The organism is Pseudomonas sp. Marseille-Q1929 (assembly GCF_017316265.1).
Lineage (GTDB): Bacteria > Pseudomonadota > Gammaproteobacteria > Pseudomonadales > Pseudomonadaceae > Aquipseudomonas.
The window spans coordinates 1-14,521 of record NZ_JAFLWU010000004.1 but is presented as its reverse complement, the minus strand read 5'-3'; the positions used below and the strand labels follow the sequence as shown (position 1 = coordinate 14,521).

Here is a 14,521-nt window from a genome sequence, read left to right as displayed (position 1 = left end):
ATCAGAAAGGCGCGTCGCCCTGGATGGTGGTGCGAAAGAGTTTGCGGCGCAGGTGGCTGGGGCAACCGGCGGCCAGGTGGATCAGTGAACGGTTGTCCCAGAACACCAGGTCGTGGGGCTGCCATTGGTGGCGGTAGATGTTTTGCGGCAACACGCTGTGGGCGTAGAGCTGGGCCAGCAGGTCGCGGCTTTCGTCTTCCGGCAGCCCGACGATGCGGGTGGTGAAACCTTCGCTGACAAACAGCGCCTGGCGGCCGTTTTCCGGGTGGGTGCGCACGATGGGGTGCACCACTTCGGCGACCTGGGCCAGTTGCTCGGGGGTCAACGTCGGGCGCCAATTGCCTTCGAATTTGGTCTCGCTGTAACGCGCCGTGTAGGAGTGCGCGGCGCTGCGGCCGAAGGCGGCCTTGCGCAGATGTTCGGGGAGGTTGTCCCAGGCTTTGTGCATGTCGGCGAACAAGGTGTCGCCGCCTTCGGCAGGCAGCTCCTGGGCGTGCAGCATCGAGCCCAGGCTCGGCAGTTCTTTATAGGACAGGTCCGAATGCCAGAACTTGCCCGCGTCCCCCAGGCCGATGGATTGGCCGTTTTCGATGATGTTGGAGACGATCAGGATTTCCGGGTGGTTGGCCAGCAGGAACTGCTTGAGCACATGGATCTGCAACACGCCGAAACGGCGACTGAAGGCGATCTGTTGCTCGGGGGTGATGCGTTGGTCGCGGAACACCACCACATGGTGATCCAGGTGCGCGCGATGGATGCGCGCGAAATCCTCGTCGTTGACCGGTCGGGCCAGGTCCAGGCCGATGATCTCGGCGCCGACACTGCCGGGCAGTGGGCGAATCTCAAAGCGTTGGGCGGTAGAAGTCACTGTTGGAAGAGTAGAGGTGGCGGACATGAGGTCACTCCCGGTCAGACAGGAGAGTGACTTTATAGATATAAGAACCGCATTTTAAATACCGTTAGCGAATATACATATACGGGAAAGTGCCGCCGCAACCCATGCCGTACGGCGGTTAAGGCATAAACAAGGGCGACGAAGCGCGCAGTTCATAGCACTATGACAGTGACGTGTAAGACGCTGCCAAAGCCTGATGTGGGCGCCTTGAGCCATGTGTTTAAACGCTTACAAGCCGCAATTCTTGCCCGTTTGACAAGCCGTAGGGCAGCCTCTAGTGTTCTTTGGATCCAATTGGCGCCACCCATTCAAATAAGGAGGACAGCGTAGTCGTGACGCAGAAGCCGAACCCCTTGAGCAGCATCCGAGTCAGCGGGCCCATTCCCGCCCATCTTGCTCGCTCCGTGATTGAAGAAACCTTGCGCAATGCCATCCTCGATGGCCGATTGCCGTGTGGCACTGCCATGCGCCAGCAAGAGCTGGCCAGCCTGTTCGGGGTCAGCCGCATGCCGGTGCGCGAAGCCTTGCGCCAGCTCGAAGCCCAGTCATTGCTGCATGTGGTGACCCACAAAGGCGCAGTGGTTGCCCCCTTGATCGAGGACAATTCGGCAGAGACCTACGCCCTGCGCATGTTGCTGGAGTCAGAAGCGTTGCGCCTGTCGATCCCCTTGCTCACCGAGGCCGACATCGCCGAGGCGGACGCCTGCATCAGCGCCCTGGAGCGAGAAAAGGATTACTCCGAGATGGGCCGCCTCAATCGCCTGTTTCACATGGCGCTGTATGGCAAGGCCCCCAACCAGCGGCTGCTCACCCTGGTGGAACACGGCCTGAACGAGGAAGAACGCTTCCTGCGCTTCAACCTTGAAGCGATGGGCCTGGGCGAGACGTCCCAGGAGGACCACCGTGAACTGCTGAGTCTGGTGATGCAGAAAAAAGTCGATGAAAGCGTGCTGACGCTGCGCAATCACCTGACACGTGGCATGGAAGTCATCACCACCTACCTGAACAGTCTTGAGGCTGCCAACAGGAAAGATGCACGCTAGTGCACATCGGGCATTGCGGGGTAACCGTCCAATCCAGGAAACCCCGCGCTGTTGTAAACCCACTTTATTAAATAATGCCTGCACCTCACAAGGAAACCTCTGACCTTTAACTCTATAAGTTACGCACACCAGTAACTTTTCGAAAAAACATCTAATACATTCTTAAGTTCATCCAAACGTTTAATCAGCTTATTATCTTCGCCACTAAACCAAACACTTCAATCGACTGCGCAAGCCCGTGCATTCGCAGGCGCCGTGCGCATTCTGTTTAAGCATTACGGATCCCATTTCATCTGTAAAAGCCATTTCGGCTGTCAGAGCAGTCGCCGCAACTCATAGGCATCAACCATGCACCAACTTTTGTTAGAACAAAAAAAATTACTGATGTGTACTCATCCGTTATTTACCGAAATCAATTCACTTGGAAAGTTACAAGTGTTTATGCAAAGCCATGTGTTTGCCGTCTGGGACTTCATGACCCTCACCAAACGCCTGCAACAAGACCTGACATGCACACAATTGCCCTGGCTCCCACCGACCAACCCCGAGGCTGCGCGGCTGATCAATGAGGTCGTACTCAGCGAAGAGTCGGACGCGCACCCGGAGCGCGGTCATTGCAGTCATTTCGAGCTGTACCGGGACGCCATGGCAGAAGTAGGCGCCAGCACCGTCGCCATCGACACCTTCATCGCATTGCAACGCCAAGGTGTGAAGGCCACTGCTGCGTTGCAACAAATTGACGTCCTGCCGGGCGTGGTGCGCTTTGTCGCCAAGACCCTGGATATCGCGCTGCACGCGCCGACGCACTGCGTGGCAGCGGCCTTCCTGCATGCCCGGGAAAGTGTTGTCCCTGCCATGTTCGAACGCTTGCTCAAGGGCTGTGAAATCATCCATCGCCGCGCCCCCACCCTGAGCCATTACCTCAATCGCCATATCGAACTGGACACCCAGGACCATGGGCCAGGCGCCCAGCGATTGCTGCACTGCCTCATCGGCACAGACCCCGAGCGCCAGCAGCAAACTGCCGACACCGCCCTCGCGGCCGTGGACAGTCGTATCGCGCTCTGGGACGACGTGCGCGCCTCTTTGCAGGAGGCGCGGCCATGAATGTCAGTGACTACCACCGCGTGGCCGAAGACTGGGAGCGCCGCGCCACCGTGCGCACGCGCCCGCGTCGCTTGCTGGAAGACGATGACAAGTTGATCTACCCCCTGTCCCGCCAACCGCTGGCGCTCAGCGCGACGTTTCTCGAACAATGCCCGCAATGGCGCGACTTTGTGTTGTTGCAAAGCTTCTACAAATTCATCAACGACGTGGTGATCTTCGAGACCGAGATCGTCGACAAGACCGCGCGCAGCATTGCCAAGAACCGCTTCTCGCTGCCCTTCCCTGCCACCGTGCGCTACGCCGCGATGACGGTGGTGGTGGATGAGGACTATCACGCCCTGGTCGCGCTGGACTTCCTGCAACAGACCGTGGGCATGACCGGCGTCCCACCGCTCGACCTGCCACACCAGATCGAACTGAGCCGCGCCCTGCCGCTCGCACTGGCACAGGCCCCGGCGCACCTGCGCGATGCCGTGGAACTGATCGGCGTGGCCATTGCGGAAAATACCGTCACCCACGATGTGGCGGCGTTCGCCAAAGACCACAGCGTCAAGGCATCCGTGCGCGGCTTGATGGCGGATCATCTGTGTGACGAAGGCCGCCACGCGCAGTTCTGGACGCACCTGGTGCGCCACTATTGGCAAGGAGCAAGCCCGGATGACCGCGACGCCATCGCCCACGTCCTGCCCACGTTCCTGGCGCACTACCTGACCAATGACCTGCAACAGCGCTTTGACCTGCAATTGATCGAACACCTGGACGTCAACACGGCTGTTCGCCAGGCACTGAGAGATGAAATCCAGGCGCTGGCGTTCCCCATCACCCGCCAACACCCGCTGGTCGGCAACATCATGGGCTTCCTCAACCGCAGCGGGTTGCTACAGACGCCCGGCGTGGTACAGGCGCTGGGGGACTTTCTGCCCGTCGCCGGGAGTCGGTCATGAGGCGCCTGCACATTGGCTGGGTCGGCACCAGCAAAGCCTTGCAGGCCGTGCGGCAGTGGGTCGAGCAATACGGTCATGGGACGGCGCATGAGTTGGCCGACCTGGTCATCGAGGATGGCAGCCTGGCGCTACCGACCCACCTGGCCCAAGTGCCCAGGATCAGCCTGCGCCTGGGGGTTGGCCCGCTGACCGAACACGGCTTGCCCGCCTTGCAACTGCGCGCTTATGACCACCGCCAACGGCTGCTGGCTACCCTTGAGGCTCCCGAGGAACCGAGCGGCAACGGTCAGCGCTTGCGCCAGCAGGCGACCGACACACTGGCGCAATGGGTGGCGCTGCACGTCAGCGGCTTCGCCCGCGACCCAGGATATTTACCCAACGAGGCCTGCGCCAACACCTGGCCTGAACAGGGCTTGCTGGGCCTGGACGCCGTGGCGTTCCTGCATCGGTTCAATCGCACCGCTGACCCGGAGCTGCTGCAAGCCGCCCAAGTGCCCATGATCGAACGCTTGCAGGCCAGCCTTCAAACCTTCGCCGAGCGGCCGGCGTTGAACATCGCGGGCGATGTGCTGACTTATCGGCAATTGCACACTCAGGCGCTGGTAATACAACAACAACTACGACCGCTGCTGGACAATCTTGCGGCCCCCGCAGTGGTGGGTGTGTGCCTGGAAAAGTCCGCCGCACTGTACGCCAGCCTGCTTGCCTTGCTGGGCTGCGGCGCGGTGTACCTGCCGTTGGCGCCGGAGCATCCACCACAACGCCAGCAGGACCAGCTGGAAAGCGCCGGCGCGCGCGTGTTGCTCGACGATGGCCAGCACCCGTTGCGCGAGCATTTTGTTGCGCTGGATGTCAGCACCCTCGATCAACGGGCCACCACGCCAGCGTTGCTGCAACACCGACCCAGCCTGGATGCACCGTGCATGGTGCTGTTCACCTCAGGCACCACCGGCCGGCCCAAAGGCATCAAACTCAGCCAAGGCAACCTCGCGCATTTCACCGCGTGGTTCGCCCGCCACATGGCACTGAGTGAAGACAGTCGCGTGCTGCAATTCGCCTCGCTGGGGTTCGATGCTTCGCTGATGGATATTTTCCCCAGCCTGATCGCCGGCGCGCAGTTGATCGTGCCCAGCGAGGCGCAACGCTGCGATCCACAGCAATTGGTCGCATTGATCCGCCAGCAGCGCGTCACCCATGGGTTTCTGCCGCCGGCGTTGCTCAGCATCCTGCCGCCGGACCCGCCCTTGGGCGTGCAGCACCTGCTGACGGGCGGTGAAACCTGCGAGCCCCATGTCATCGAGCGGTTGGCCGGCCAGTGCCAACTGCACAACCTCTATGGGCCTACCGAAACCACGGTGCTGATCACCCATCGGCGCCTGCAGCCGGGCGACAGCAATTGCAGCCTGGGCGATCCCATCGCCAACAGCCAAGTGCTGATTCTCGACGATGACCTGCAACCGGTGGACGAAGAAGTGATGGGGGAACTGTTTATCGTCGGCCCCGGGGTGAGCCTGGGGTATGTGGACGCCGTGCAACCGCAGGACAACCCGTTCGTGACCTTGTCACTGCCCGACGGCCAGACCTTGCAGGCCTATCGCAGTGGGGACATGGCGCAGTGGACAAGCGACGGTATCGTGCTCGGCGGGCGGCGTGACAGGCAGGTAAAGATTCGCGGGTTTCGGGTTGAGCCGCGGGAAGTGGAGCAGTGCCTGCGCGACAGTCGGTTGTACCGCCAGGTGGCCGTGGTGGTGGGGCCCGAGCACAGAATCCATGCCGTGGTCGCCCAGCCCGAACCCGGCGCCACGCTAGCGACGCTCAAGCTGTACGCACGGCAGCGACTGCCGCACTACATGCAACCTGGCGAATGGGCCGAGTTACCGAGCCTGCCCTACACAAGCAGCGGCAAGGTCGATCGCCAGGCGCTGCTGAGTTTATCGGCCCGACGGATACCGAGCGTCAGCGACCAGCCGGTGCAAACACCGCTTCAAGCGCAGTTGGCAGACCTGTGGAGCGAGTTATTGCGAATGCCCGTGGCCGAGTTGTCTATCGACGATAGCTTCTTCAACCTCGGCGGGCACTCCATCCTGCTCTCGACGCTGCTGCTGCGTATCCGCGAGCGGTTTGGCCGCAGCCTTGCGTTGAACCGGTTCTTCGAAGCCCCGACGATTCGCACACTCGCGTCACTTATGGAGGATGGCGTGCCCTCTACCGCGCCGTGCAACCAAGCGGTTCGCGATGCCGAGCGAGCGCTATCGGTGCAGATGCTGGCTACGGACCGCGCGGGCGACCCACGCAAGATCATCGTGACGGGCGCCAATAGTTTTATCGGTGTGCATATCGTCGAGGCGCTGCTGGCCGGTGGGGCCACGCAGGTCGCGTGCCTGGTGCGCGAGTCACCCGGCCACTCGCCGCAGGCGCGCTTTGCCCAGGCACTGTGCGAGTACCGCCTGGAACACCTCGACCTGCGCCGGGTGCAGGTGTATGCCGCCGATATCAGCCAGCCGCGCCTGGGCCTGGCTGACGATGTGTATGAGCACCTCACGGGGGACTTCGGTGTGCTGGTGCACAACGCGGCGCGGGTCAACCATGTGTTGGACTATGCCACGCTGGCCAGGGATAACGTCGACCCGGTGCTGGAATGCCTGCGCCTGTGCGAAACCCGCTGCAAGAAGGTCTTCAACTTCATCTCGACGCTGTCGGCGTGCAGCAGTGTCGACGCCGCAGGGCACGTCCTTGAAGCACCTGCCGCAAGCAGCCTGCCGCTGTACATCAAGAACGGTTACAACCTGACCAAATGGGTCGCTGAGCGGTTGGTCGGGCGCGCGGTGGAACAAGGCGCCTGGGTGAATATCCTGCGTCCGGGCAATATCAGCTTCAACAGCCGTAGCGGGGTTTGCCAGCCGCACAAGAACCGCCTGATGCTGATGCTCAAGGGCTCGTTGCAGTTGGGTTTGGTGCCGAGCCTGGAGACGAACCACGACCTGATGCCGGTGGACTTTTTCGCGCGCTTTCTCGCCTTCCATTGTGGCCAGTGCGAACCCGGGCGCAACGTCTTCAACCTGCACAACCCGCAGCCACTGAGCTGGAGTGACTACCTCGATGCATTCAGCCGGGCAGGCTATCGGTTCGAGCGCGTCAGCGTGACCCGCTGGCAACGCGCGCTGCAAACGGTCGGCCGCGACAACGCGCTGTTTGGCGTGCTGGGCTTTTACCTGGACTGCCTGGGTGAAGACATCGGCGATACCGCGATGATCCATCACGCCAACGCGCGCCGGGGCGTGCAAAAAATGCGCGTGCAGTACCCCGAAAAAAGCCCGGCGTTGTTACGCCGGGGTTGTGACTATCTAAATGCCATCGGCTTTCTCTGACCCGCGCCAGGACATCTCCATGAAACCGCTGCAACCCGATACATTGATCCGCAACCCCGTCGGCGCACCGGTGGTGGCCCAGGTGGTGGTCGCCTGCGATGCCGCTCAGCTGTGGGCGTTGGTCGGTAATTTCGCAGGCTTTGATACGTTTATTCCGGCCCTGTCGCACATCACCATGACCGGCGCTGGCATCGGCGCCTTGCGTACGAAATTCTTCCGCGATGGGCATTGCGTGGTCGAGCAACTCAACAGCCGGGACGACGACGCCATGTGCATGACGTGGACGACGCTCTACAACACGTTGGGAATCGCCAGGCTGTGGGCGGCGATGCGTGTGGAAGCACTGGGCGAACACAGCGCCAGGGCCACTTGGACAATTGTTGCCGAGCCGGTAGAAGCGGCGCAGGCGGGGTTTGAACAGTTCATGCAGGCGTTTGCCGACAGCGCCCTGCACAACGTGCAGCGGATGCTCGGCTGAGCGGCAGGAGCGAGAACACTCGCTCCTGCGCGCGTCGTCAGATCTTGAAGCTGTCGACCAGTTGCTTCAAGCGACTGGCTTGCTGGGACAACGCGTCGCAATCCTTCAACGTTTCGTTGAGGTTGGTCACGCCTTGCTGGTTCAGCAAGTTGATCTGGTTGATATCCACGTTGAGGGTTTCAACCACGGCGGTCTGTTCCTCTGTCGCGGCGGCGACCGATTGGTTCATACCGTCGATCTCGACGATCCGCTGCGTCACGCTGATCAGGCGCTCACCGGCCTGGTTCGCCACCTCGACGCTTTCTTCGCTGGAGACCTGGCTGGCGTTCATGGTGGTCACCGCCTCACGCGAGCCCACTTGCAGCGAAGTGATCATTTTATGGATCTCTTCGGCCGACTCCTGGGTGCGGTGCGCCAGGTTGCGCACCTCATCGGCCACCACGGCAAACCCACGCCCGGCTTCGCCGGCACGGGCCGCTTCGATCGCGGCATTGAGCGCGAGCAAGTTGGTCTGCTGGGAGATGCCTTTGATCACATCAAGAATGTGACCGATGTTGTCGGTGCTGGCATTCAGGGTTTCGATCTGCGTGCAGGACAGGCTGATTTTTTGCGACAGCTCAGACATCGCCAGGATGGTTTGCTCCACCACTTTGCGCCCGTCGTCGGCCTGTTCGCTGGCACCACTGGCGTGCTGGGAAGCATCGGCGGCGTTGCGCGCGATTTCCTGGGTGGCGGCGCCCAGTTCGTTGATCGCTGCTGCCACGCTGTTGGTGCGCGCGCTTTGCTCGTCGGAACCGATGATCGAGGCGTTGGACGAGGCCATCACGCGCTGGGACAGGTCATGCACCTGGCGTGTGGCCGACGACACTTCGGAGATGGAGGCGTGGATACGCTCGACGAACTGGTTGAACGCACTGCCAACTTCGCCGAACTCGTCTTTGCTGGTCACGGCCAGGCGGCGGGTCAGGTCGCCCTCGCCCTGGGCGATGTCTTGCATGGCCACGCCCATGGTGGTCAGCGGACGCAGCAACACTTGGATCAGCAGGCTCAAGAGCACGGCGATCGCGACCACGGCAATCAGCATGGCAATCAACGCAGAGGTGCGGAATTTACCCAGCGGTGCGTAGGCTTTGTCTTTGTCGATCGACAGGCCGATGTACCAATCGGCACCTGGCAAACCGCTGATCGGGGTAAACGACAGGATACGGTCCTGGCCGTTGAGGACCACGTCCTGGTTGAGCTTCTCGATACGCAGTTGGGCACCTGGGTAGATGTCCTTGAGGTTTTTCATCACCTGGTCCTGGTCCGGGCTGACGATCACTTGACCGTCTCCACTGACCAGGAACGCATGGCCGATGCCACCGAAGTCCACCGAGTTGATGATCTTCACCAGGGTTTGCAGGCTCAGGTCACCACCGACCACGCCGAGCAGTTCACCGTTTTTCTTCACCGGCATGGCGATGGTCACGATCTGCCCACCCACAGCGGCCATGTACGGCGGCGTCAACATGGGTTTGCCGGCAGCCACGGCCTGCTTGTACCAGGGGCGCTGACGCGGATCATAGTCGTCGGGCATCTTGGCGTCAGGGCGCTGGGTGAATACACCGTTGGTTTGGCCAACATAGGTGAACTGGAAGTTCGAGGTGAACGCCGGCTGATCGACCAACCCTGGAAGGTCCGCAGCGCTGCCCTGATGCGCGACGTTTTGTGCAAGGTTCTCGAGGACCAGGATGCGCCCGCTGAGCCAGTTCTGCACACTGCTGGCAGTGAGCTCACCGGATTGCTGGATGGATGACTCCAGGTTCTGCTTGATGGTGCTGCGCTGAAGGTAGTCGTTGTAAAGCGTGAATAACGCGAAGGCTAGAACCACGACGCCTGACGCGGCCAACAGAATTTTATGACTGAACTTGAGATTCATTTCATCGACTTCTTTTGCCAAAGGGGGGTTAGCGTGCCGAACGGAGCATGGAGCCGACCGCTCTATTTCGGTGCACGCATGGCTCGTCAGGCTTTCGGCCAAGCTTGGGCAAAACTGAGGAAATTGTGGGATGTATCTGATTTTTACGTGGGAAACCGACCAGCGGTTGTCGTACAAGGATCAGAGTTGCAAAATTTTTCGACCTCCCAAACAATGCGACTAATTATCATTTGTGACGTTTGGCCAGGTCTGTGTGAATGCCATCTTCTGAGTACATCCCGCGTGAAAGCGTTGTACAGACGCTTTACCTCACCCATCACAACTGGCTGAACACTTGGCTGCGTAGTCGTCTGGGCAACGCCTGCGATGCGGCGGACCTGGCGCAAGACACCTTTGTGCGCCTGCTCCAGAAGACCGAACGCTTTGAGCTGAAGGCGCCGCGGGCGTTTTTGCGCACCATCGCGCGGGGCCTGGTGATTGACCACTGGCGCCGCGAGGAAATCGAACGAGCTTATCTGGAGTCCATCGCCCACCTCCCCGAAGCATTGGCGCCCAGCGCTGAATCCCGTGCGCTGGTGCTGGAGTTGCTCGAAGAAATCTCCCGACTGCTTGAGGGGCTGAAGCCCAAGGTGCGTAAGGCATTTCTTTTGGCTCAGTGCGACGGGCTGGCGTACAAGCAGATCGCGCAGCAGATGGGTGTGTCGCTGCGCTCGGTCGAGCGTTACGTCGCGGAGGCGCTCTACCATTGTTATGTCCTGCGTTATGAAGCATGACGCCCGTGGATAACGCAGTTCGCTTCGGCCCGAGTCCCGAGGTGGTCAAGCAGGCTATTCACTGGGCGCTGCGCCTGCGCAACAACCGCGCCAATCTGCGCCTGCACGCGCAATGTGAACACTGGCGAGCAGCCCACGGCGACCACGAGTTGGCCTGGCAGCGGGTGCAGGCGTTGCAGCAAGAGTTGAACAGCCAGCTGACGACGATTCCGGGAGCGCATAGGGCGCTGGAAAACAGCGCGCAGGGCTTGGGCCGCAGGCAAGCATTGAAGCTGCTGTCTGGCGTGCTGGTGGTGGGCTCGGCGGTGTGGCTCAGCCGGGATGTCACCGGTTGGCAGCGTTGGACTGCGGACCTCGCCACCGCGACGGGCGAGCGCCGCAGCGTGCAGTTGCCGGATGGCACTCGTGTGCAACTCAATACCGACAGTGCAGTGGACCTGGACTTCAACGCGCAGCAGCGAATGATCACGCTGCTGCGTGGGGAAATCCTGGTGACCTGCGGCGCTGCGTCTTCGGCGCCCTTGTTGGTGCAGACACGCCATGGTTTGTTCGAAGGGATCGACGGGCGCTTCGCTGTGCGCCAGGCCAGTGATTGCACGCGGTTGAGTGTGGTCAGCGGCAATGTGGCCATCCACTCACCGCATCAGGCGAATGGACTTTCGACGCAGGTTCATGCAGGAGAAAGCTATCTGGTGCGTCAGACCGGAGCCCTCCTCGCCCCACCTTTGGAGATGGACATTGGCGCCTGGGCTGACGGGTTGATCGTGACGCGGGATATGGGCTTGGCCGACTTCCTTGCGGAAGTCGGGCGTTATCGCCATGGCTACTTGGGCTGCTCGGCTGATACCGCCGAGTTGCGGCTATCGGGGGTTTTTCGCCTGGAGGACACCGACAAGTTGCTGGCGATCCTGCCACAGACGCTGCCGGTTCGATTGCGCTATCGCAGCCGTTGGTGGGTGAGCCTGGAGCGATCGGCCTGAGTTTTTTTGGCGGCTTTTTTCCGTGAGTCCGGCTTAGACAGTAAGCCCTCTATCTGCCTTCACGGATCCTAATCATGACTGTGTGTTTTCCCCGTAACTCATCCTACCCATTATTGAGTAAAGCCGTACGTGCGGCGCTGCTGTCGACGGCGATGGGGATCAGTGCAGTGCCGCTGGCCGGCCTGGCCGCGCAAGCGGGTACCGAGCAAACCCATCAACGCTACGAGATTCCTGCCGGCCCGCTGAGCGCGGCGCTCAACCAGTTTGCGCGACAGGCAGGCATCACGCTGTCCAGCACACCTGCTTACACCCAGGACCGACAATCGTCTGGTCTACACGGCGAATATTCCATCGAGCAGGGTTTGAATCACTTGCTCAACGGCTCAGGGTTGCAGGCTGTTTCCGCAGATGGCGTGAGCTTTGTAGTACAGCAGGCGCCAGAAGATAGCGCGCTCACCTTACCGACCACCGATATCAAAGGCTTCGCCCTGGGCAATGCCTTGGGCAGCATGGAAGGCTATAACGCGACTCACAGCCAGATTGCGACCAAGACCAGCACCGCCTTGCGGGAGACTTCGCAAACCGTCTCGGTGGTCACCCGTGAGCAGATGGACGACCAAGGCTCCCAGACCGTTGCTCAAGCCATGCGTTACACACCGGGTGTGCTGACCAACCCCTATGGCGCGACGCATCGCTACGACTATGTGGCAATGCGTGGTTTCAATGACGGCTCTGTGGATAACATTTACCTGGATGGGCTCAAATCCATGGGGGATAGCGGCACCTACAGCACGATGCAGGTTGACCCGTATTTCTTGGAGCGGGTGGATATCCTCAAGGGTCCGTCTTCGGTTCTGTATGGCCGCAGCTCGCCTGGCGGGCTAGTGGCGTTGACCAGCAAGAGGCCCTTATTCGAGCCTTATCATCAGGTTCAGGCGACGTTGGGCAGTAACGGGCAACGGGGCATGGGTTTTGACTTCAGCGGGCCTGTAGATGACGACAAGCGTATTGCCTATAGGTTGACTGGGTTGGCGGATAAGTCCGACACCCAATTTGACCATGCCAAGGAGAAGCGCTTTGCATTGGCCCCGACCGTCAGCATCGACTTTACCGAGGACACGTCACTGACGCTGCAAGCCTATCTGCAACACGATCCTGACGGCGGCTATCACGGCGGCATGCCGGCGGATGGCGCGCTGCATCAGCGCAATGGCCAGCGAATCTCCAGTCATTTTTTCGAGGGCGAGCCTGGGGTCGATGGCTATAAGCGTGATCAGCAGTCGTTTGGTTATCAATTCGAACATCGCTTCAATGATGTCTTCACGGCGCGGCAGAACTTTCGCTATCTGGACTCCAAGGTGCGACTGGATCAGGTGTATGCCTATGGCTGGACCAGCGCGACCAGTAACGAGCTAAATCGCTACTACTCCGGGGGTGATGAGAAGCTGCATGCCTTCATCATCGACAACATGCTGCAAGCTGAGTTTTTTACCGGGGCGACCAAACACACGGTGCTGATGGGTGCGGATTATCAGCGACGTAAAACGGTGGTGGACTGGACCAGTGGGTCGTTGCAGCCGATCAACGCGTTCAACCCGGTGTATGGCGACTCGGCGATCAGCTATTACAACCCGACCAGCTACTTGCGCCGGTTGGAGCAGACCGGCATCTATCTACAAGACCTGATCGAAATGGATAAGTGGCGGTTTTCCCTCGGACTACGTCAGGACTGGGTAGAGACGTCCGATGAGAATCGGATCGCCGAGTCGAACCGGCCTGCAGGCACCGAGATCAGTGATAAGCGCACCAAGCTGACTGGGCGCGCAGGTGCGTTGTATCTGTTTGATAACGGCTTGGCGCCCTACGTCAGCTATTCAGAATCCTTCAATCCCAACTCCTATTCGGACAGCGCAGGTAACCCGCTGGCACCCACCGATGGGACGCAATGGGAGGTTGGGTTGAAGTACCAGCCGCCAGGCACTGACAACCTGTTTACCGCATCATGGTTTCGCATTGATCAGGAGAACCTGGCAACCAAACTGCCGCAGGAAAACTTCTATCGCGCTGTAGGTGCCGTCCGCTCCCAGGGGCTTGAGTTGGAAGCGCATCTGCAACTGACGGATAACCTGAAGCTTTTGGGCAGCTATACGTTCACCGATATCGCGTATTCCAAGTCGATGGTGAGCACCTTGAGCACGGCCGACAATCTGATCGAGAACAAGGGCAACTCACCGACGCAGGCGCCTCGTCATATGGCGTCGGTATGGGCGGATTACAAATTCAATAATGGTGCATTGGACGGTTTGCGGCTTGGCGGCGGGGTGCGGTATGTGGGCTATAGCTGGGCGGATGCGGAGAATACGATGAAAGTCCCGGCCTACACGTTGCTTGATGCTTCGGTGGGGTATGACTTGGGCAAGGTTGGGTTGAAGGGTATGGATGTGCGGGTCAATGCCAACAACCTGACCAATGAGACGTATGTTGCGTCCTGTGCCAGTCTGAACTTCTGCTACCTGGGGGAGGAACGTAATGTGAGCGCAACGGTGAGTTATCAGTTCTGATTCGCTAGCGCTCGAACCAAGCCAGCGCCTGTGATTCGGCGCTGGCTTTTTTGTGCCTGCTAAACGACAAAACCCCTGTCTGCGTTAGCAGACAGGGGTTTCGGAATTCAATCTTGACGATGACCTACTCTCACATGGGGAAACCCCACACTACCATCGGCGATGCATCGTTTCACTGCTGAGTTCGGGATGGGATCAGGTGGTTCCAATGCTCTATGGTCGTCAAGAAATTCTGTGTACCGGACCGTTGCGCTAGCAACGTGCCGATGAAATTCATGGACTTCTACATAAACAAAACCCCTGTTTGCGTTAGCAAACAGGGGTTCTGGAATTTAATCTTGACGATGACCTACTCTCACATGGGGAAACCCCACACTACCATCGGCGATGCATCGTTTCACTGCTGAGTTCGGGATGGGATCAGGTGGTTCCAATGCTCTATGGTCGTCAAGAA

At 60.0% G+C, this 14,521-nt stretch carries 10 protein-coding genes and 2 rRNA genes; 8 read left to right on the top strand and 4 right to left on the bottom strand.

The genetic code is table 11. From position 1 onward, the window contains the following. Position 1 precedes the first annotated feature (1 nt). Positions 2 to 895: a TauD/TfdA family dioxygenase gene (locus J1G37_RS07520; RefSeq protein ID WP_207040833.1), complete on the bottom strand. Its 894-nt coding sequence runs from the start codon at positions 893 to 895 to the stop codon at positions 2 to 4. A 332-nt stretch (positions 896 to 1,227) separates the two neighbouring features. On the opposite strand from J1G37_RS07520, the gene J1G37_RS07515 reads away from it, so the two are divergent. The 5 genes from J1G37_RS07515 to J1G37_RS07495 all read left to right on the top strand — a co-directional run bounded on the left by J1G37_RS07515 (position 1,228) and on the right by J1G37_RS07495 (position 7,835). Continuing rightward, on the top strand, positions 1,228 to 1,938 hold the full coding sequence (locus tag J1G37_RS07515; RefSeq protein ID WP_207040832.1) for a GntR family transcriptional regulator: 711 nt from the start codon (positions 1,228 to 1,230) through the stop codon (positions 1,936 to 1,938). A gap of 348 nt (positions 1,939 to 2,286) precedes the next feature. After that, entirely contained in the window at positions 2,287 to 3,045 is a 759-nt protein-coding gene (locus tag J1G37_RS07510) for a DUF3050 domain-containing protein (protein WP_207040830.1), read from the top strand. Further along, a complete protein-coding gene (locus J1G37_RS07505; protein ID WP_207040828.1) occupies positions 3,042 to 3,989 on the top strand; it encodes a diiron oxygenase in 948 nt (315 codons plus the stop codon). Before J1G37_RS07510 ends, J1G37_RS07505 begins: the two co-directional genes overlap by 4 nt. Continuing rightward, positions 3,986 to 7,357, top strand: coding sequence for an amino acid adenylation domain-containing protein (locus J1G37_RS07500; RefSeq protein ID WP_207040826.1), 3,372 nt, complete (start codon positions 3,986 to 3,988; stop codon positions 7,355 to 7,357). Before J1G37_RS07505 ends, J1G37_RS07500 begins: the two co-directional genes overlap by 4 nt. A 19-nt stretch (positions 7,358 to 7,376) precedes the next feature. Continuing rightward, positions 7,377 to 7,835, top strand: coding sequence for an SRPBCC family protein (locus tag J1G37_RS07495; protein WP_207040824.1), 459 nt, complete (start codon positions 7,377 to 7,379; stop codon positions 7,833 to 7,835). Between the two features lie 37 nt (positions 7,836 to 7,872). On the opposite strand, the gene J1G37_RS07490 is transcribed toward J1G37_RS07495, so the two are convergent. After that, positions 7,873 to 9,753 carry a methyl-accepting chemotaxis protein gene (locus tag J1G37_RS07490; RefSeq protein ID WP_207040821.1) on the bottom strand — a complete coding sequence of 627 codons (1,881 nt, stop codon included), beginning with the start codon at positions 9,751 to 9,753 and terminating at the stop codon, positions 7,873 to 7,875. 257 nt (positions 9,754 to 10,010) lie between these two features. On the opposite strand from J1G37_RS07490, the gene J1G37_RS07485 reads away from it, so the two are divergent. The 3 genes from J1G37_RS07485 (at position 10,011) to J1G37_RS07475 (ending at position 14,067) form a co-directional block, all read left to right on the top strand. After that, entirely contained in the window at positions 10,011 to 10,526 is a 516-nt protein-coding gene (locus J1G37_RS07485) for a sigma-70 family RNA polymerase sigma factor (RefSeq protein ID WP_207040819.1), read from the top strand. Continuing rightward, on the top strand, positions 10,523 to 11,506 hold the full coding sequence (locus tag J1G37_RS07480) for a FecR family protein (RefSeq protein ID WP_207040818.1): 984 nt from the start codon (positions 10,523 to 10,525) through the stop codon (positions 11,504 to 11,506). The genes J1G37_RS07485 and J1G37_RS07480 overlap by 4 nt, the downstream gene beginning before the upstream one ends. Before the next feature lie 74 nt (positions 11,507 to 11,580). Next, complete coding sequence (locus J1G37_RS07475) at positions 11,581 to 14,067, top strand: TonB-dependent siderophore receptor (RefSeq protein ID WP_207040816.1); 2,487 nt, start codon at positions 11,581 to 11,583, stop codon at positions 14,065 to 14,067. Positions 14,068 to 14,178: 111 nt separating this feature from the next. On the opposite strand, the gene rrf (J1G37_RS07470) is transcribed toward J1G37_RS07475, so the two are convergent. Together rrf (J1G37_RS07470) and rrf (J1G37_RS07465) are read right to left on the bottom strand one after the other, a co-directional pair. After that, positions 14,179 to 14,294, bottom strand: a 5S ribosomal RNA gene (rrf, locus tag J1G37_RS07470). A gap of 109 nt (positions 14,295 to 14,403) precedes the next feature. After that, positions 14,404 to 14,519 (bottom strand): 5S ribosomal RNA (gene rrf, locus J1G37_RS07465). Positions 14,520 to 14,521 lie beyond the last annotated feature (2 nt).